14 protein-coding genes are annotated in these 19193 nt (G+C 53.8%); 8 read left to right on the top strand and 6 right to left on the bottom strand.

What is annotated here, in order from left to right; translation table 11 throughout:
- Positions 1–237 precede the first annotated feature (237 nt).
- Entirely contained in the window at positions 238–1152 is a 915-nt protein-coding gene (locus tag ACR0DT_RS18755; protein ID WP_480712216.1) for a LysR family transcriptional regulator, read from the top strand.
- Between the two features lie 24 nt (positions 1153–1176).
- Here ACR0DT_RS18755 and xylB read toward each other — a convergent pair whose 3' ends face one another.
- Entirely contained in the window at positions 1177–2613 is a 1437-nt protein-coding gene (xylB, locus tag ACR0DT_RS18750; RefSeq protein WP_480712215.1) for a xylulokinase, read from the bottom strand.
- A 122-nt stretch (positions 2614–2735) separates the two neighbouring features.
- Here xylB and ACR0DT_RS18745 point away from each other — a divergent pair, with 122 nt between their 5' ends.
- The 7 genes from ACR0DT_RS18745 (at position 2736) to ACR0DT_RS18715 (ending at position 10259) form a co-directional block, all read left to right on the top strand.
- Positions 2736–3761 (top strand): LacI family DNA-binding transcriptional regulator, encoded by a 1026-nt coding sequence (locus ACR0DT_RS18745; protein ID WP_480712214.1) that lies wholly within the window; start codon positions 2736–2738, stop codon positions 3759–3761.
- A 94-nt stretch (positions 3762–3855) separates the two neighbouring features.
- Positions 3856–5160, top strand: a complete 1305-nt coding sequence (locus ACR0DT_RS18740) for an ABC transporter substrate-binding protein (RefSeq protein ID WP_480712213.1) — start codon at positions 3856–3858, stop codon at positions 5158–5160.
- Positions 5161–5266: 106 nt separating this feature from the next.
- Positions 5267–6133 carry a carbohydrate ABC transporter permease gene (locus ACR0DT_RS18735; RefSeq protein WP_170448183.1) on the top strand — a complete coding sequence of 289 codons (867 nt, stop codon included), beginning with the start codon at positions 5267–5269 and terminating at the stop codon, positions 6131–6133.
- A gap of 12 nt (positions 6134–6145) precedes the next feature.
- Positions 6146–6976: a carbohydrate ABC transporter permease gene (locus ACR0DT_RS18730; RefSeq protein ID WP_480712212.1), complete on the top strand. Its 831-nt coding sequence runs from the start codon at positions 6146–6148 to the stop codon at positions 6974–6976.
- Positions 6977–6988: 12 nt separating this feature from the next.
- Entirely contained in the window at positions 6989–7993 is a 1005-nt protein-coding gene (locus ACR0DT_RS18725) for an ABC transporter ATP-binding protein (protein ID WP_480712211.1), read from the top strand.
- On the top strand, positions 7990–8763 hold the full coding sequence (locus ACR0DT_RS18720) for an L-iditol 2-dehydrogenase (protein ID WP_480712210.1): 774 nt from the start codon (positions 7990–7992) through the stop codon (positions 8761–8763). Before ACR0DT_RS18725 ends, ACR0DT_RS18720 begins: the two co-directional genes overlap by 4 nt.
- A complete protein-coding gene (locus ACR0DT_RS18715; RefSeq protein ID WP_480712209.1) occupies positions 8763–10259 on the top strand; it encodes a mannitol dehydrogenase family protein in 1497 nt (498 codons plus the stop codon). Before ACR0DT_RS18720 ends, ACR0DT_RS18715 begins: the two co-directional genes overlap by 1 nt.
- Positions 10260–10481: 222 nt before the next feature.
- Here the strand turns inward: ACR0DT_RS18715 and ACR0DT_RS18710 are convergent, their stop codons facing one another.
- The 5 genes from ACR0DT_RS18710 to ACR0DT_RS18690 form a co-directional block, all read right to left on the bottom strand.
- Positions 10482–14168, bottom strand: coding sequence for an AMP-binding protein (locus tag ACR0DT_RS18710; RefSeq protein ID WP_480712208.1), 3687 nt, complete (start codon positions 14166–14168; stop codon positions 10482–10484).
- A 113-nt stretch (positions 14169–14281) separates the two neighbouring features.
- Positions 14282–15349: a polyamine ABC transporter substrate-binding protein gene (locus ACR0DT_RS18705; RefSeq protein ID WP_480712207.1), complete on the bottom strand. Its 1068-nt coding sequence runs from the start codon at positions 15347–15349 to the stop codon at positions 14282–14284.
- A 765-nt stretch (positions 15350–16114) separates the two neighbouring features.
- The gene (locus ACR0DT_RS18700) at positions 16115–17470 is read right to left on the bottom strand and encodes a TRAP transporter large permease (RefSeq protein WP_480712206.1); all 1356 of its coding nucleotides are present in this window, start codon (positions 17468–17470) and stop codon (positions 16115–16117) included.
- Between the two features lies 1 nt (position 17471).
- A complete protein-coding gene (locus tag ACR0DT_RS18695) occupies positions 17472–17990 on the bottom strand; it encodes a TRAP transporter small permease (protein ID WP_480712205.1) in 519 nt (172 codons plus the stop codon).
- Positions 17991–17993: 3 nt separating this feature from the next.
- A complete protein-coding gene (locus tag ACR0DT_RS18690) occupies positions 17994–19043 on the bottom strand; it encodes a TRAP transporter substrate-binding protein (RefSeq protein ID WP_480712204.1) in 1050 nt (349 codons plus the stop codon).
- Positions 19044–19193 lie beyond the last annotated feature (150 nt).

Raw genomic sequence — 19193 nt, 5'->3', positions numbered from 1 at the left:
GCCCTCCTTCAAGAATAGTTTCAAGCTGAGGGTCGCTCAGTTTATTTTCCGGGTCAAAGATCTTGGTCGCATGCCGATAATTGAAGGTTTCGACAATTTGGGACGGGGCGTTTGGATGAGCGGACCTGTGCGGCTCCAATTGGTGTGTCTTTCATTGAGCCTGAAATAGCGCTTGCAGAAACCGGCAAAGCTGGAGAAAACTAGCTGCAGTATTCGTGTTTTGCACATAATAGAGCCATGGACACCCAAGCCCTTCGCCTTTTTGTGCTTGCTGCGGACAAGCTGAACATCTCGGCTGCGGGCCGCGAATTGGGTTTGGTACCAGCGGTTTCCAGCGCACGGCTTGCCAAACTGGAACACCAACTGGGAGTCGAGCTTCTTCATCGCTCAACGCGCAAGGTTTCACTTTCATTGGAAGGCGCTGAGTTCCTCCCATATGCGCGTGAAATTCTGGCGCAGGAAGATGCAGGCATGGCTGCCTTGGGGTATGGATCGGCAAAAGCCACTGGCACTTTGCGCTTTACCGCGCCCAGTACATTTGCCCAGTTATATATCGCACCGATCCTTGCTAGGTTTCATGATCAGCATCCCGGAGTCATTTTGGACTTGCGCTTGTCGGACACTCAGTTCGACCTGATCGAAGGAAGCTATGACCTTGCGCTTCGCAATGCGCCATTGGTCGACACCAGCCTCAAGGGTAGAAAGCTGGCGGATGATAGGCGTATTTTGTGCGCTGCCCCTCACTATCTGGACGAGCATGGTGAACCCGAAATCCCTGACGAACTGACCAACCACAAACTCATCGCGTTTCGTCATAGCCGGGCGCGAACACTGAAGTCTGCGCGTGGCGCCACCGCATCGTTCGATCCAGGTGCTGCAAAATGTTCACTGATTATGGATGATGGACTCAGTCAAAAGCTCGCAACTGTGGCTGGCGCAGGGATCTCTATGAACTCGCTGTGGAGTGTTCAGGAAGAGCTTGCATCACGTAAACTGAGGCACATCCTCCCTGAATATGAAGCTGCAGAAGAGAACGTTTTGTGGCTCATCTACCCGAAATCGAACGTTCTGTCGCCCAAGGTTCGTGTATTCATGGACTTTCTGATCGCTGAAATTGCCGTGCATCCGCCATGGGAAAATCCGACAACCTAGCCTCTACTCACAGAGTGAGGGCAGCTATTCAACCGAACGCACCGCAGCATAAAGCCTTCGAAAGCGCCTCATTCGCTCGGACAATGCTGCAATGTCAGAGGGCTCGAACCTGTCCGAGGTTGATGGTTGAAGACCGAGATCGTTTCGGCCCAAAGCACCGTCGCCGAAGGCTGCCAGCCGGGCCGCGCCATGGGCCGGGCCGGAATCCGCTCCTTCCGACCGCACAATTGGTTTACCGGTTACCGTTGCGATCAGGCTCAACAACAGATCTGATCGACTGCCGCCTCCGATGGCGGCCAGTTCCGGAAGACTGTCAATCGTGTCACCGAAACTCTGCGCGGCGTCGGCAAAGCAGAAAGCGATTGCCTCCACCACAGAGCGGCAGATATCCGCGCGTGTTGTCGAATCCTCAAGACCAAAGAAACAGGCCCTAATATGAGAATCCCCAAGCGGGCTACGTTCGCCCGTCAGGTAAGGCAGGAAAATCGGCGCGCGATCACCACTGACCGTTTCGGCAAGCGCTACGACTTCGGCGGCGGACAGCCCCAGTTGACTGCCAACCCACGAAATCGGCCTTGCACCATTCAGCATCGCTGCCATCTGATACCAACGGTCGGGCAGTGTATGCGCGAAAGCATGCACATAGTGTTCAGGGTTGGGTTTGTACTTGCGATCTGCCACGAACAACTGGCCAGACGTCCCCAGGGAGATGAAGCCACGCCCTGGTTCGGTCGCGCCCAGAGATATCGCCCCGGTTGCTGCATCTCCTCCTCCGGCCACGACGGGCACCCCGGATTTCAACCCGGTCTCTGCTGCGGCATGTGCTGTAACAGTCCCAACGACAGTGTGACCGTCGAGCACCTGCGGTAGCCATTCGGGTGCTACCTTGGTTGCTTCAGCAATACCGGCATGCCAATTTCGCGAAGCCTGGTCGAGCCACATTGTCCCGGCGGCATCGGACGTGTCGGTTGCCAACTCTCCGTGCAAGCACAGTCCAATATAGTCTTTGGGCAGCAGGATATGGGCAAGTCGGGCATAGTTTCTCGGTTCATGTTTTTTCAGCCATGTGATCTTGGGCGCGGTAAACCCCGGCAAAGGAAGGACACCAGAGATTTGCCCAATCTGTGGTTGGGCTGCGCGCAATTCATCGCACTCACCTACCGCTCTACTGTCATTCCACAGGATTGCCGAGCGGATTGGGCGCAGATCGCCGTCCAACAATACAGCCCCATGCATTTGGCCGGACAGCCCGATGGCTTTCACGCCTGAAAGCGCGATCTGCCCTGAAAGCTTGCCCAAGGCATCTCGCGTCGCCAGCCACCAAAGGTCGGGTTGCTGCTCTGACCAACCAAGTTGCGGCGAAGATGTTTCTATCTCTACTGAAGACGTCGCAATAATTTGATCGACATCTGCGCAGACTACCTTGACCGCTGACGTGCCAATGTCGATTCCGAGATACATTTACAACCCTTGCCTTGCGTCCGAGGCGCGGCACATGTCCGACTATTGATTTTTTAGCGCGCGCAAAGAATATGTAAAGCTATGATAAGATCAAAGGGGCGAAGACCCGCAGGTAGATTGGCATGACCAAGATAAAGAACATGGAAGAGTTCGCCGCCCTCAGCGGAATATCCCGTCCGACGGTTTCGAAATATTTCCACGACCCGGAAAGCGTGCGACCCACAACACGGGCGCGTATCGAAGAAGCGTTAGAGCGTTTTGACTATCGCCCCAATATTTACGCCATAAATCAGAACCGGAAGCTGACCAAAAATATTGGCATCGTCGTGCCCTATCTGGCGGATCCCTTCTTTGCCGAGATCGCGCGGTATCTGGAGCAATCCAGTATCGCCGCCGGGTACCGCCCGTCCCTTTTCAGCTCGCATGGCGAACAAAAGCTAGAAAACGAGATCCTCGACAGCTTGCGATCCTTGAAACCAGCAGGTGTTTTGTTTGCGCCGTTGGGCCGCGCGTCAGACCGATCAGCAATCGAGAAATTCTGCGCTGACGTTCCAACTGTTCTGTTTGACAGTAACCTTGATGGTATGGGCGCAGCCTTTGTCGGTTCGGACAATTTCAGCTTTGTGTCGCAGACGGTGGAATACATGACCCGCACCGGCGAACCGCCTTCGTTCTTTGAAATGCGGACCCCGGCCAACCCGAACGCAAACAAACGGCGCAAGGCCTATATCGACGTCATGGAGCGCCTTGGGTTTGAGCCTCATGTCATCAAGATCGACGGCAAGGGATGGGCTTTTGAAGAGATAGGCCGCCAGGGTGCGCAGAAAATATTGGAAGAGCGTAGCCTGCGCACCGACTCGGTTCTGTGCAGCAATGATCGATTGGCCATCGGCTTTCTGGCGGCTTGCTACGAACAAGGGATTCGGGTGGGTCGGAAGGAAGATTGCACGTTGCGTGTGGCCTCAAATGACGATCACCCCTTTGCAAAGTTTACATGCCCGTCCCTGACAACCGCCGCGCATGATTATGACAATGTAGCCGCGCGCAGTGTCGAGACGTTGTTCGAACTCATTGAAAGTGGTGGGAAATTTGACGAGCGGACGGAAACGCTGTTTCCGGCAAGGCTTGTTTTGCGCGAGTCCGCTTGATTAATATTTTTAACGCGCGTAAAGTTTTTATTGACGCCGCGACAATTTACGAACTACGCTCTCTGCACAGCATCCAAGCTCAGGGAGGACAAGGATGTATCTGAAAAACGCACTTCGTGCGGCGACAGCGTTAACTTTCGTCGCCACGGCAGCAGCCCACGCACAATCCATCACCATTGCGACCGTGAACAACGGCGATATGATCCGGATGCAGGGCTATACCGACAAATTCACCGAGGCGACCGGCATCGACGTCGAATGGGTGACGCTTGAGGAAAACGTGCTGCGCCAGCGCGTGACCACTGACATCACCACCAAAGGTGGCCAGTTCGACATCATGACCATCGGCATGTACGAAACCCCGATCTGGGGTGCCAACGGCTGGCTGGTACCTCTGGAAGGAATGTCGGCTGAATATGATGTGGACGACATCCTGCCGGCGATGCGCAACGGGCTGAGCCATGAGGGTACGTTGTTTGCGGCTCCCTTCTACGGTGAAAGCTCGATGATCATGTATCGCACCGATCTGATGGAAAAAGCAGGTCTGGAAATGCCTGATGCGCCGACCTGGCAGTTCATCCGTGAAGCCGCGGCCGCGATGACAGATCGCGACAACGACATCAACGGTATTTGCTTGCGCGGCAAGGCCGGTTGGGGTGAAGGCGGCGCGTTTATTACCGTGACCGGGAACTCATTTGGTGCGCGCTGGTTCGACGAAGACTGGAAGCCCCAGTTTGATCAACCGGAATGGAATGAGGCGCTGACTTTCTTCGTCGACATGATGAGTGAATCCGGCCCGGCAGGTTACGCCACCAACGGCTTCAATGAAAACCTGTCACTGTTCCAGCAAGGCAAGTGTGGCATGTGGATCGACGCCACTGTAGCGGCATCGTTTGTGACCAATCCTGACGACTCGACTGTGGCCGACAAAGTTGGCTTCGCATTGGCTCCGAATTCGGAAGGCATTGATAAGCGCTCCAACTGGCTCTGGGCATGGGCGCTGGCCATCCCTGCAGGCACCGAACAGGCGGATGCTGCCAAGCAGTTCATCGAATGGGCAACCTCGAAGGACTACATTGAGCTGGTGGCCGAAAACGAAGGCTGGGCCAATGTCCCACCGGGCGCACGTACATCACTGTACGAGAACCCCGAATATCAGAAAGTTCCATTCGCCCAGATGACACTGGACTCGATCCTGTCGGCTAATCCAAATGATCCGACAGTGAAACCGGTACCCTATGTCGGCATCCAGTTCGCGGCAATCCCGGAATTTGCAGGTATTGCTACACAGGTCAGCCAGGAATTCTCGGCAGTCTATGCCGGACAGCAATCCGTTGAAGAGGCGCTTGAAAAAGCGCAGGCCTTTACTGCAGAAGAAATGGAAGCCGCAGGCTACTGAGGACTTCTCCCCGCGGGTGGGCAGAGGTCTGCCCCCCGCCTTACCCTTCCACAATCCACGTTTTTCTCGCAGGCTGGTATGCGCCTGAACAGAGAGGGTTTGCGTCATGGCAACTCAACATTCCCGATCCGTCGCGCGCCTGATGATGGCACCCGCCGTGGTCCTGCTGCTTGGCTGGATGCTCGTGCCGCTGACGATGACACTATACTTTTCCTTCAAGAAATACTTGCCCCTGCGTGGTGGTGATCTCGGCTGGGTCGGGTTCGACAACTACGTCCGGTTCGTCTCGTCCAGTTCGTTCTGGCCTGCGGTTCAGGCGACTTTGGTGATCGTTGGCGGCGTTCTGGTGATCACCGTCATCTTAGGCATCCTGCTGGCGATGCTGTTGGATCAACCGATGTGGGGTCAGGGCGTTGTCCGTATCCTTGTGATTGCACCGTTCTTTGTGATGCCCACTGTCTCTGCACTGGTCTGGAAGAACATGTTCATGGATCCGGTTAACGGCTTACTGGCCCATCTGTGGCGGTTTTTCGGGGCCGAGCCGATCTCGTGGCTTTCCGAGGCATCCATGACCTCGATCATCATGATCGTCTCGTGGCAATGGCTGCCCTTCGCGACGCTGATCCTGCTGACCGCGATCCAGTCGCTTGATAGCGAACAGTTGGAAGCGGCCGAGATGGACGGCGCACCTGTTCTGAAACGCTTTTACCACATCGTCCTGCCGCATCTGAGCCGCGCGATTACCATCGTGATCCTGATCCAGACGATCTTTCTGCTGTCGATCTTCGCCGAAATCTTTGTGACCACCGGCGGCGCGTTCGGCACCCGCACACTCACCTACCTGATCTTCCAGCGTGTGCTGGAAAGCCAGAACGTTGGCCTTGGATCAGCCGGAGGTGTCTACGCCATCATCCTTGCCAATATCGTTGCGATCTTCCTGATGCGCATCGTTGGCAAAAACCTGGACGCGTGAGGAGGTAATATCATGGCCCGCGCCGTCACACCCCGCCGTAAATCGCTGAACACTGCCCTTGCCTGGGCCGTTGGTTTGCTGATCTTTTTCCCGATCCTCTGGACCATCCTGACCAGCTTCAAGACCGAGGCACAGGCGATCGCCAGCCCACCGATCTTTCTGAACTTCAACTGGACGCTTGAGAACTACGCCATCGTGCAGGAACGCTCGGACTACATGCGGTTCCTGTGGAACTCGGTCATCATTGCGGGTGGTTCAACCATTCTGGGCGTGATCATCGCAGTGCCTGCGGCTTGGGCAATGGCCTTCGTGCCCTCGAAACGCACTAAGGACATCCTGCTGTGGATGCTGTCGACCAAGATGCTGCCAGCGGTGGGCGTGCTCTACCCGATCTACCTGCTGTTCATCCGGCTTGGGTTGCTGGACACGCGTGGAGGTTTAGTCGTTGTCCTTATGCTGATCAACCTGCCGATCATCGTCTGGATGCTCTACACCTATTTCCGCGAAATTCCCGGAGAAATTCTGGAAGCCGCGCGGATGGACGGGGCGACACTGAAAGAGGAAATCCTCTATGTTCTGACACCTATGGCCGTTCCGGGTATCGCCTCGACCATATTGCTGAACTTCATCCTGGCCTGGAACGAGGCGTTCTGGACGCTCAACCTGACAGCAGTCGACGCGGCCCCACTGACCGCCTTCATCGCCAGCTATTCCAGCCCTGAAGGCCTGTTCTTTGCCAAGCTCAGCGCGGCCTCGACCATGGCTATTGCGCCAATCCTCATCCTTGGCTGGTTCAGCCAGAAACAACTTGTCCGCGGCCTGACCTTCGGCGCTGTGAAATAAGGAAGACGACTTATGGGACGTATTCAACTCAAATCCGTGACCAAGAGCTTCGGCGACGTACAGGTCATTCCACCGCTGGATCTGACCATCGGAGATGGCGAGTTCACGGTGTTTGTTGGCCCCTCGGGCTGTGGCAAGTCAACTTTGCTGCGCCTGATCGCGGGGCTGGAAGACATCACCTCGGGCTCCATCGACATTGACGGTGCGGATGCCACAGACGTGCCCCCTGCTAAGCGCGGCCTGGCGATGGTGTTTCAATCTTACGCCTTGTACCCGCATATGACGGTGCGCAAGAACATCGCCTTCCCTCTGCGCATGGCCAAGCTGGATCAGGCCGAGATTGACAAGCGCGTCGAAGGCGCGGCGAGCGTCCTGAATCTGACGGATTATCTGGACCGTCGCCCGGGCCAATTGTCAGGTGGGCAACGTCAGCGGGTCGCCATCGGTCGGGCTATCGTGCGTGAACCGGCGGCATTCCTTTTTGACGAACCCCTTTCCAACCTCGACGCGGCACTGCGTGTAGGTATGCGGCTTGAGATCAGCGAACTGCACGAGCGTTTGGCGACCACGATGATCTACGTGACCCACGATCAGGTCGAAGCAATGACGATGGCCGACAAGATCGTTGTGCTTCAGGCTGGTGTCATCGAACAGGTCGGTAGCCCTCTGGAACTGTACCGCACACCGCGCAACCTATTTGTTGCAGGCTTTATCGGTTCACCCAAAATGAACTTTATCGAAGGCGAAGAGGCCGCCAAGCATGACGCCCATACCATCGGCGTGCGCCCTGAACATATCACGGTATCCGATAGCGATGGCTCATGGTCCGGTGTCGTAGGAGTATCCGAACATTTGGGATCCGACACGTTTTTCCATATCCACGAAACCGGCTTGGCCGAAACCATTACCGTCCGTGCGGATGGAGAAGTGGGGTTCCGCCACGGTGATCGTGTCCATCTAACTCCACGCGCCGATGTTATTCACCGGTTTGACGCACAGGGGCTACGCATCGAATGACGCGACTGGTTGGTAAAACCGCTCTAATAACAGGGGCTGCGCGCGGCATCGGCCTGGCCTTTGCCAAAGCCTACGTCGCTGAGGGCGCACGTGTTGCAATAGCTGATATCGACATCACCCGTGCGCGCAACGCCGCAGACGAAATCGGCGACCATACGCTGGCTATCGAGATGGACGTGACCGATCAGTCCAGCATCGATTCTGCCGTTGCACAAACGGTCGCGCATTTCGGAACCATCGACATTCTGATCAACAATGCCGCGATTTTCACCGCCGCCCCTATTACCGAGATCGAGCGCGCTGATTTCAACCGCGTCTTTGACATCAACGTCGCCGGGACCTTGTTCACCCTACAGGCTGTCGCGCAGCACATGATCGCAAACGAGGTCAAAGGTCGCATCATCAACATGGCGTCACAGGCAGGGCGTCGCGGGGAACCTCTGGTAGCGGTCTATTGCGCCAGCAAAGCGGCGGTTGTCTCACTGACGCAATCGGCAGGATTGAACCTGATCCAGCACGGGATCAACGTGAACGCCATCGCACCGGGCGTTGTCGACGGAGAACACTGGGACGGCGTCGACGCCTTTTTTGCCAGACACGAAGGTAAACCCCTGGGCCAGAAAAAGCGAGAAGTGGCCGCGGCTGTTCCCTACGGACGGATGGGTCGCGCCGAAGATCTGATCGGAATGGCGGTGTTTTTGGCCTCGGACGACGCTGAATACATCGTCGCGCAAACCTACAATGTCGATGGCGGAAACTGGATGAGCTGATGAACCCTCTGGCGAACGCAAATCTTCCAATACAGCTGGGTTGTGCTGCCCTCGCAAATCTCCCCGCAGCAGTCAGAAAGCCATCATATGGGCGCGCTGAATTGCGACCGGGCATCGTTCATATTGGCCTTGGAAATTTCCACCGCGCGCATCAAGCTTGGTATATCCACCAATTGATGCAGCAGGGCCTGGCCGATGACTGGGCAATTGTCGGTGCCGGCGTGCGAAATTTTGATGCCGCCATGCGAGAGAAATTATTGGCGCAGGATTGTCTGACGACATTGATCGAACTGGACCCGGATCGAATATCCGCCGAAGTGATTGGTCCCATGATCGACTATTTGCCAATAGAAGTCGGCAACGCGGCTCTGGTTCAGAAAATGACTGATCCGGCCATTCGGATCGTGTCATTGACCGTGACCGAGGGGGGCTATTTTTTAGACGCCAACACCGGTGCGTTCAACACAGGTCACGATGATATTCGCCACGACGCGGCAAACCCCGATCAGCCACGTACGGCTTTTGGTGCGATTGTCGCCGCTCTAAAAAGACGTCGAAAGGATGGCTTGAAACCTTTTACTGCGCTTAGCTGCGATAATCTTCAGGGCAACGGAACGATCCTGCGCAATTGCGTCGTCGGACTGGCGCGATTGTCCGACCCAGATTTAGCCGACTGGATCGAACGGCATGGTGCATTTCCGAATTCAATGGTGGATTGTATTGTACCTGCGACGACCGAACAGGTGATATCGCAATGCCTTGCGCTTGGCATTGATGACCACGCACCCGTCTCGCACGAGAACTTTCGCCAATGGGTGATCGAAGATGATTTCTGCGCTGGACGACCGCCACTCGAACAGGTCGGAGTAACGTTGACGCGAGATGTTCACAGCTATGAAACGATGAAACTGCGCATTTTGAATGGTGGTCACCAACTGCTCGCAAATGTCGGGGAGATTTTGAATGTCCCGACGATTTCAGACTGTATGCAGGACCCCGACATCGTGGCTTTTTTCGAGAAAGTTCAGGCAGATGAGATCCTACCGCATGTCAAAGCGGTTCCCGGAACGACATCAAACAAATATCTCGAGTTGGTCGAGAAGCGATTTGCAAACACTGCAATTCACGACACAACACGCCGGGTCGCTTTCGACGGATCAGCGCGACATCCAGGTTTCCTGCTACCGTCATTGCGCGATGCGCTTACGTCTGGCGCTTCCGCCAACGGGCTCGCGCTGGCCGAAGCGTTCTGGTGCCGGATGTGTGTGGGCATACGCGAAGATGGCTCCGAAATCGCCCCCAACGACCCCCAATGGGAGAACCTAAAAAAAACCGCGCTTGCGTCCAAAGCAGACCCAGAGCTTTGGCTTGAACAAAGCCTCTATTGTGGCGAATTTGGCCGCGGCTCTCAGTTTTCCAAAGCCTTTTCCTATTGGCTGACTGCGATTTGGCAGAACAGTAGCCGGGCAGTGCTAGCTGAATATGTCGCTAACTGATCACAGGTAGACCAAATTCGCGTCACTCAGATTAATCCGTCACGGACACCCCTTGCTTTTCCGACAGTTGAAACTGTGCGGTCCGAGCGCTGCTTCTATAGAAGTGATCCCCCGCTGTGTTGAAGCAAACGAAGGAAACACACGACAAATTAGCAAAAGAGGTCGGTAGAGATTGCCACTCGGCAAATACCTGCACTTCCCAGCGCATTTTGCAAAAGTACTTCATGGTGCCCGGGGCTGCCAATTTTGCACCGAGCCAGAATTTAATTCTTCTGCAAGCTCACGCCAAGTCGCTTTTCCTTGACGATCGAAAACGCTTGCAGGAGGCATTTTTCCAAACTGCTCTTCAATGCTAAGCATGAGTACCAAGCTAAGAATGGAATCCAGAAACGGGTGTGTGGTGTCAGGGTCAAACCTTACACGCGGCACCAACCCCTCGTAGTCTGCGAAGTTTCGCATCACCTCCAGCATTGGGGACAGTGGTTCTTCGGAGAGCGTTGCGACCTCGGGGTGCTGTGTCGACAAAACAGATGTGTCCGCAACCCCATCTTCCAATAACGACCGAAGCCTTTTGCGATCCAATTTCCCGCTTGGCAGGCGCGGCAATTCCTCTGTGTGTATAAATCTCAAAGGGGCGGCGGCAGGGAAGAAGCTTTCGGAAATGGCTTGCCGCAATTCGGTCTCCAGATTGTCGACATCCTTTCGTTTGGTTTCAATGGCAATGGCAACGGCATCTGCTTCGCGAATTTGAGCAACTGTCACAAAAGCCCGTTCGACCCCTGATACATTTTCAGCCGTGTCAGTAACAGCAATCAGCGACAGCCTACGCCCCCGGATGTTTACAACATCGTCAACCCTCCCCAAAACATCCAAACTTCCGTCAGGCAAAATGGTCACCCAATCATCAAGAAGAATGGGCTCTTTAAGCGGATCAATGACCTTCCCACCCGCCAGCAGACTCTTAAAATCACCCAGAGTCCGATCGTATCCGACGCCTTTGATCCGGCCAATCTCGGTAGGTTGCAAGTCTTCACCGTCTGCATTGACTGCTTTTGCACCGGGCAAGAGCATTCCACCCGGAGACCCCTGGTATTTGGCAAAGTCTTCGGCAGAGAGCCTTCCATATGAAATCTCAATAAACTCAGAAGCACCGTAGGTCGCGTTTATTTCAGCCTTGGGAAAACGATTTACAACATCCCGAATAAGACGCGCGCGACTTGGTTCTCCCCAGGGGTAGAAGACAGTCAATCCGGGTAGAAACTCGGGTGAGAAATTGGGGTTTTGCAACATACCGTGCAATACGCTGCACGGCGCGGACAAAGCTGTCGTGGACGTCGCGGCCATAAGGTCGCAAAGCTGTTTCAGATCAGAAAACCCGGTGGTTGGAGGCAAGACAATCGTATGGTTTCCCACAAATGCGGGCAGTGTTTCCAGCGCGGTTGCGGTGTCCCAGCGCACGACTGTCAGCAAGGTTTGCGGCTGATCGTAATCGAACACACGCATCCGAGATGCCATGCCCGCAGCCAGAACAACGCCTTTGGGCTCACCCGAACTGCCAGAGGTGTAAACAACGTAGGCGGGGTTATGAAGATCGAGGGGGGGCAATGCCGGGGCCTCGGCAAAACTCTCTAACAGAAAGTCCAAGGCAACTTCGTCGCAATCGTCGCCGATAATCAGAGCGTTCACATTCTCCAACTCTGGGTTCGAGGCAGTCAAACGACTCCAAAGTGAAAAGGTGACGAGAACCAAATCAGGATCAAATGCTTTCAGGCGGTCGACAAGCTGTTCATCTGCGTCCTCTGGCAAACCGACGCAAAGCAGACTTCCGGTTGCGGTTGAGGCCAGTTGCGCCACAATAGCCGCAGGACTGGCCGGTAGCAGGCACAAAACTCGATGCTGGTCCGAAAAATTACGCCTATGGTCTGTGTGATTTGGGGCCGTATCTTGAAAATGCAGCAGCATGCTGGACATGCGCAAACACAAGCTTGCCAAAGCTCCGTATGTGATAGACCCAGACGCCGTTCGTATGGCGATATGAGACGGGTCATGATTGGAAAGCCAAGATAGCTTACTTTGACGCACCGTGTCGCATTGCATCCAGGTTTCCAAGTCAACCAGTTCGCGCTTTGGCATTGTTCCACCGTAAGCAGCGATCAAATGCCGCTGAACCGGCATTTTCTGTGTCAAAACGAAGCTTCGACAAACTCGCGCCAGTTGCTGGGTAAACCACAACCTCTGGACCAGATTTGAACCCGAACAAGGCGGCGGGTTAAGCGGGACGATGTCAATGACCGGCACCCCACTCTCGTCAATCCATGTAGCAGCAAAGCAAACATCCGCGCCGCTGGAAATAGCGAGTTGTGCAGGAAATCCCGGCAGCTTGCCAGGACGTAAAAGCCACGGCACCAACATTCTTCTGCCCGGCGCTCGTTCTCCGTCGAAATAGACTTGAAGTACCGCCCCCGAGCGTAAATGGTCCAGGTACCGGTTGGAGTAGGAATTGCGTTTTGCCATCCACCGACCCGATAAGGTGATGTCGTAACCTTCGCTGCGCGCCGCAGCCAAAAAGTTCGACGGCTCCATCGGGTCGCCAGCTTCAGGCGCAATCTCGACAAGTGTCTGAACCGGTTTCCCTATTCCCGCCAACGCGACTTGCAAGCGCCTCGAAGAAAAGGACAAATTCTGGGAATGAGGAGAGAGTACTAGGATTCCCTTTGAGTTTTCAGCATTGCTTTTCAACCAGGTTTTCGCCCGACTCGTAAGCGCAGATCCAACGCCGTATCTCACCCCTTGCGATGAAGTTGCATAGTCCTGATCTGCTGGAAAGGCTGTGGGCATAGATTCCGGACCAACCACTCGCACACCCTGGGTTTTCGCCAAGTCAATCAGAGGTTCATTTCCGAACGACGCCACGCCAGTCGCAAGACGTAGCAGCTTGTCGAATAATTGTTTCTTCGCAACATTTTTTTTGGGCGGAGATACTCGACCCGACATCGCGCGAATGAGGGATGCTTCAACATAGTAGGTCTGGTCTTCTGAGATTGCCTCATCCAGTGCTTTGACCAGATGCTTTTCATCGACCCAATGCCAGTGTGAAAATATCACGAAACGCGCCATTGGTGCCAAGGGTAGTGCTGCCGTTATCAACTCGGGTTTGTAACCAGCTTCCAACCCATCGTTCAAAAAAATAATCAAAGATAGTGCGCGCTGTGGATCCTTAGAAACGTCAGAAAGCAACACGTCGATATCTGCAGTGTTCCCTTCTCTTTCGGTTAAGAGGGCATTTACAATCTCTTGGTTTGTTGTTCGCCACTCAGTTTCAGAGAAATACTCAGAGTCCAGATTTCTAGGTGAAGTTTCACTACGGCGATCCGCCAACCTGTGACCGCATTCCGAAATTGGATCTCCAGTCTCTCGCCTGATTATCCGTTTCTGAAGTGGTTTATAAAAGTCGCGCAGCTCGGTCTTATTCTGCTCTAACAATTTACGTGCACTGCCAACTGCACGCAAACCGATAAGGTTTCTAATTCTCTGCGCGATAATATCAGCGCCATCGCCTGGATTGCTGACAATCACCCTGTTCAACTCAGCTTCGTAACTGTCTTTCAATGAAGCCGTTGCATCGTTAATAGCCCGTAACAGATTCCAGCGGGAAACTCTTGCGAGATCCACCTGACGCAGTGATTTCAGAACGACCCGGCCAAGCCTTTTGCGCGGTGCTACGCCGAATAAAAACAGCAGCCAGCCCACCGCGCAAATTTGATTTTGGCGCACCTGATAACTGAAACCTTGGTGGGAAAACTTCGAACGAGGATATTCCAGCGAAGTCTCCGCTTGGTGCTCCAAACCCTTGGAAATAGCACGCAAGACTTTCTTTAAGTTACCCTCACTGCCTTCAATTGGCTTCATGTGTTTCTTCCCGACCCGAAGATCGCGGGTTCGCCGCGATCCCTTTCCCGGGCCTCACTGAGCCGTCAGCCGGGGTCAAATGTATAACAAGCGTTGGCTACGGCTTTCCCGGGCTACAGACCGGATTTAACCCGCGTCCACATGCGTGTCACAAAACGCTGTGTTTCAGAGTCCCAGGGTGTTTTCATATAGAGGTTCTTCATCCCTTCGTCAGAAGGGTAGAGACCCGGATCATTCAGAAACTCTTGCGATGCGAGATTTCCATTTGCATACCAAACATAGTTTGAGATAGCGGCCGCGTTTTTTGGCTCCATCAAGAAGTTAATGAACCTATGAGCAAGTTCCGGGTGAGGCGCATCTTTCGGGATCGCTATCTGGTCAAACCACATTCCCGAACCTTCTCGGAAAGCGCTATACTGAACTACGACCCCGTTTCCTGCTTCTGCAGCACGGCTTCGTGCTTGCAGGGCATCACCTGACCAAGCCATCGAAACGCACACTTCACCGGTTGCAAGGTCCGAGATGTAGCCTGTCGAGTTAAACTTTCTAACATACGGACGGACCGCATTGAGAACCGGTTCAGCTTTTGCAATAACATCGAGATCGCGGGAATTCGGATCCTCTCCGATATAGGTCAGGGCGGCTGGTACAAGCTCGGACGGAGCATCCAGAAAGTTCACACCACAATCGGACAGTTTGGATACGTATTCCGGGTTGAACATCAACTCCATCGTGTCCAAGGGGATTTCGTCACCAAGAGCCTCACGAACTTTCTCGACGTTCACAGCAATGCCCGTCGATCCCCACATATAGTTCACTGAGTAGCTGTTTTCCGGATCGAAAGTCGCGGTTCGTTGTTCGATGGCGTCCCACAAGTTAACGGAATTCGGCAGTTGTTTTTTGTCCAGCGGTTGAAAAACACCGGCTTCAATCTGACGTTGTAAAAAAGTACCCGAGGGAAACACGACGTCATAACCAGAGTTACCCGCGAGCATTTTAGTTTCAAGCACGTCGTTGGAATCGAAATTATCATAGACTACTTCGATCCCAGTTTCGGTTGTGAATTTTTGCAGCAGAGACTCGTCGATGTAGTCCGCCCAATTGTAGACATAGACCTTTTCCTCGGCATATAGCGCAGTTGCGAAGAACAGGGTCATCGACGCCATCAAAATTGGTTTCATTGAGTACTCCTAGGGTGTCCCGACAGGCCGTATAGGGCGCGTTCCATCCGTCTTATGTTCATGAGCTTGAATCAACAAGCGTGAAATGAAGACCAAGCTTCCCTGTGGGATGAGCGGCAAAATTTCGGAACAGCCTTTGGACATATCAATAAGAGGAATGCCTATTGGGGAAGTGTCACAAACTATAGTCCTAGGTGACCAGAGCGCTGGTTCCCGCGTTTGTTGCCATTGGATCGATCACAAACGTGTAGCAACTTGATTGCTTTGAAAGGCTGTCAATTATCCCTAGAGCTTAGATTTGTTCGCCGTGTTCTATAATTTGCTACTCTATATCCTATCATGATTTAGAAAAGACCTGGCCGAACGTGATGTGCGTGTTAACCTCGCTACCTTGAACGGTATCGAAGTCGCAAAAAGATCCTAAATAGGCAGTTCTCTAGCACTAGGACTTCCAGGATTCAGTAATTTGGTGAACTTGCAGGATGGGTGCGTCGAAGCCAAAGGCTATCCTACCCTTTCAATGAACTTGCAACACAACCAATCGAGCGGTTCGGTTCTTCCGATTAGCACTGTTTTCGCGATTTCATAAAAGTACAGCCTAGACGACAGCAGTAGGTGCGTTCTGAACTTAGAGTGCTTATTCTGCGTTTGCTTACAGTTTTTTTGCCTTTTCAACCTACCACTTTTTGATCAACCATTTGCTTAAACGAACAACCGAACGCCGACACTCCCCCAACGGCGCCCGGTTCGAAAAAGCAAGTTCTGCTATCCTGACAAGACCCTCGGCAGCCAAAGCGTAAGGGCCGGGAACGCGATCAACACCCCGACGCGCACAATTTCTGCCCCGAAGAACGGCATCACACCAAGAAACGTATCGCGCATCGGGACATCACGGGATTGCGCCGAGATAATGAAAACATTCATGCCAACCGGCGGTGTGATCAACCCAAGTTCAACGACGATAAGTGCTAATATTCCGAACCAGATTTTGAGGTCTTCTGTGTCCATTCCAAAAGGCGACGTTTCGGCGGTTGCGAAATCTCCACCATTCATCTCAACCAGAACCGGCCAGAAAAATGGCATTGCCAACAGGATCATTGAAAGGCTGTCCATAAGGCAACCAAGAAGGATCAGCGCGAACAGCAACACTAATAGGGTCGTCATCGGAGTCAGGCCAGAATTTGCCATCCACTCTGCCATTGCCTGAGGCACACCGCCCCGAGACATGAAGATCTTCAGAAGTTCGGCCCCGAGTAGGATCAGATAAATCATACCTGCGGTTCGCGCGGTCTCCAAAAGTGCCTCACGTGCGTCCCTAAGCGAAAACTGCCCGCGGACTAGGCCAAATATCGCGACCATGACCACTCCAACTGCGGCTGCTGGAGTGGGATTAAAAAAGCCAAGGTATATCCCGCCAATCACGACGCCGAAAACCAACCCAACAGGCAAAACATTTAAGGTGGCGGCAATCAATTCCTCGCGCGAGGCGCTTTCCCCTTTTGGACCGGATTGTGGTGAAATCAATACGTAAACCAGGATCGTCAGGATGAAGAACAGCACGGCGATCAAACCGGGAATCATAGCTGCCTTGAACATCGTTACAACATTCGCTTCGACAATGATCGCATAGATAATGAGCACGACGGATGGAGGGATCAGAATTCCCAGCACCCCTCCGGCGGCTATCGTACCAGTCCCAAGCTTGGGCGAATAGTTATAGCGTTTCAGCTCTGGTAGCGCGACTCGACCCATTGTCGAAGCAGTGGCCAGCGACGATCCGCAGACCGCACCAAACCCTGCACATGCGGCGATGGCGGACATCGCCACGCCGCCGCGCATCCAACCGAGCCAGGCATTGGCTGCGCGAAACAAATCCGCGCTCAAACCCGAACGCGATGCGATTGCCCCCATGAGCACGAAAAGCGGAACAACGGAAAGATCGTAAACGGAAAACTGCCCGTATGCCAAATCCTTGAGTTGGCTCAGGACAATTGCCGGGCCGTTCAACAGCGCGATTCCAACGCCACCGACTGCAATCATCGAGTAAGCAATGGGAACGCGAATGGCGATCAGGAAAATCAGAACACCCAGGCCCGAAAGACCTATCGTGATGCTGTCCATTTCAATAGACCTCGCTTCTGCGCAGCTTTTGCAGCGCGTCCTTCAGAGTGATCAACGAGGCCACGAAGAGCAGCACAAGCGAAATTAATGCGGGCACGAAAGCCCACCAGATCGGGATTTCGAGGATTCCAGTAAATTCCTCGTATTCGCGATAATCCTGCAGGCCGGCTCCCATGCGCCAGATAAGCAATGCTGAAAACAACAGCGCAATCAGAGCCGCAAAGATGGACATCAGGGCAACGGAAAGGGGGCCGGCACGCATGGTGAAAATGTCAGCCGACACGTTGGCGCCTACAAGTTGGCAGTAAGGCAAGAAACAGAATGCTGCAATTGCCGCCCCCATCTCAGTCAGTTCAAAATCGCCGGGAAATGGTTTCCCGACAATCGCACCAGCCAAAATCGACCAAGCATTCACTAAGACGACAACGATCAGAACAAGCCCGCCGAACAGGGCCCAACCGGTTATGAGAGAGCGGGCGAGGCCGATAAGCCTCGCCTCTTTTTGCGTCGAGCCCCACATTAGTCAGTTCGTCGCCATGTTCTGATTGACAAGTTTCACGGCCTCATCATAGAGCGCCTGACCGTCAATACCCTTTTTATCCATTTCCTCGATCCAACGAACAACCACCGGAGCGACGGCATCTTCGAACTCGGCCCACTCGGCATCGCTCAGTTGCACATGCTCATTGCCAGATTTGGTCGCCACGCCAATTCCAAAGGTCTCTGCGCCATCCCAGATCTCACCTACCTTGGCGTGCCAATCCATATCAGAGTTATCGATGAATATTTGCTGAATGTCTTCGGGCAAGCTGTTCCAGCGGTCTTCATTCATGATGACCGAGAACGATGTAGTGCCAAGGCGTTGACCACCTGGTCCTTCGATCTGGTACTTGGTCTGCTCGTGAATCTTAAGCGGCGGAATGATTTCGAACGGGATCAACGCACCGTCGATCACTTTTTTTGATAAAGCCACCGGAATTTCCCCTACCGAAGTTTTTACCGGATTGGCGCCAAGGGCCTCGATAATCCATGAACCGGTCCGCGATGGAATTCGAATCTTTTTTCCAGCCAGGTCGGATGGCGAGCGCACTTCCTCATCAGCCATATGAATCGCCTGACCGCCATGCACGTGTTGAAACAGAGGAACAACGCCTTTGAAATCCTTACTTAGTTCACCGTCTTCATACATTGTACGCATTGCCTGGTTTACGGCAGCACTGCTGCCTTGATGCACGCCTGGAAGCTCGAATACTTCTGTGCGCGGGAACTGCCCGGCGGCATAAGCATTCACGATCCAAGCGATATCAACAACACCGTCGCGCACCTGTCGTGGCAGCTGAGGTGGCTTTCCACCCAGTGTCATGGATGGGAAAATCTCGATTTTGATACGCCCGTCTGACGCGTCCATGATTTGTTGCGCCCAGGGTTCCAGCATCTGCGCGTGCGCCGGTGCCTTTGGGCTAAGAAAATGGTGAAGCTTGAATTCATAGTCGGCCGCCCAGGCAAATGGTACGGCAAGTGCAGACATCGCTGTGCCCAAAGCGAAATATTTCGCTCGTTTCAGAATACCCATGATCTCCTCCTGATCTACAAATCTAGCAAACACCGCCCCGGGAACAGGCAGTATTCCGTTGAAGCCGTTTTTTGTCGCAACGCATGTTAAGTTGCTCAGAATAATCCTCTGCTTCCGCTTGGCATTATTGTACCCATTAGATTCACCAAC

The organism is Ruegeria sp. BI11 (genome assembly GCF_056538005.1).
Note: the sequence above shows the minus strand (reverse complement) of the source record. Positions and strands in the feature narration are given on the sequence as shown.

Coding starts and splice junctions, on each gene's coding strand:
- xylB (WP_480712215.1), bottom strand. CDS start 2,613: ATGTATCTCGGAATCGACATTGGCACGTCAGCGGTCAAGGTAGTCTGC.
- ACR0DT_RS18705 (WP_480712207.1), bottom strand. CDS start 15,349: ATGAAACCAATTTTGATGGCGTCGATGACCCTGTTCTTCGCAACTGCG.
- ACR0DT_RS18755 (WP_480712216.1), top strand. CDS start 238: ATGGACACCCAAGCCCTTCGCCTTTTTGTGCTTGCTGCGGACAAGCTG.
- ACR0DT_RS18720 (WP_480712210.1), top strand. CDS start 7,990: ATGACGCGACTGGTTGGTAAAACCGCTCTAATAACAGGGGCTGCGCGC.
- ACR0DT_RS18715 (WP_480712209.1), top strand. CDS start 8,763: ATGAACCCTCTGGCGAACGCAAATCTTCCAATACAGCTGGGTTGTGCT.
- ACR0DT_RS18725 (WP_480712211.1), top strand. CDS start 6,989: ATGGGACGTATTCAACTCAAATCCGTGACCAAGAGCTTCGGCGACGTA.
- ACR0DT_RS18690 (WP_480712204.1), bottom strand. CDS start 19,043: ATGGGTATTCTGAAACGAGCGAAATATTTCGCTTTGGGCACAGCGATG.
- ACR0DT_RS18710 (WP_480712208.1), bottom strand. CDS start 14,168: ATGAAGCCAATTGAAGGCAGTGAGGGTAACTTAAAGAAAGTCTTGCGT.
- ACR0DT_RS18740 (WP_480712213.1), top strand. CDS start 3,856: ATGTATCTGAAAAACGCACTTCGTGCGGCGACAGCGTTAACTTTCGTC.
- ACR0DT_RS18730 (WP_480712212.1), top strand. CDS start 6,146: ATGGCCCGCGCCGTCACACCCCGCCGTAAATCGCTGAACACTGCCCTT.
- ACR0DT_RS18695 (WP_480712205.1), bottom strand. CDS start 17,990: ATGTGGGGCTCGACGCAAAAAGAGGCGAGGCTTATCGGCCTCGCCCGC.
- ACR0DT_RS18745 (WP_480712214.1), top strand. CDS start 2,736: ATGACCAAGATAAAGAACATGGAAGAGTTCGCCGCCCTCAGCGGAATA.
- ACR0DT_RS18735 (WP_170448183.1), top strand. CDS start 5,267: ATGGCAACTCAACATTCCCGATCCGTCGCGCGCCTGATGATGGCACCC.
- ACR0DT_RS18700 (WP_480712206.1), bottom strand. CDS start 17,470: ATGGACAGCATCACGATAGGTCTTTCGGGCCTGGGTGTTCTGATTTTC.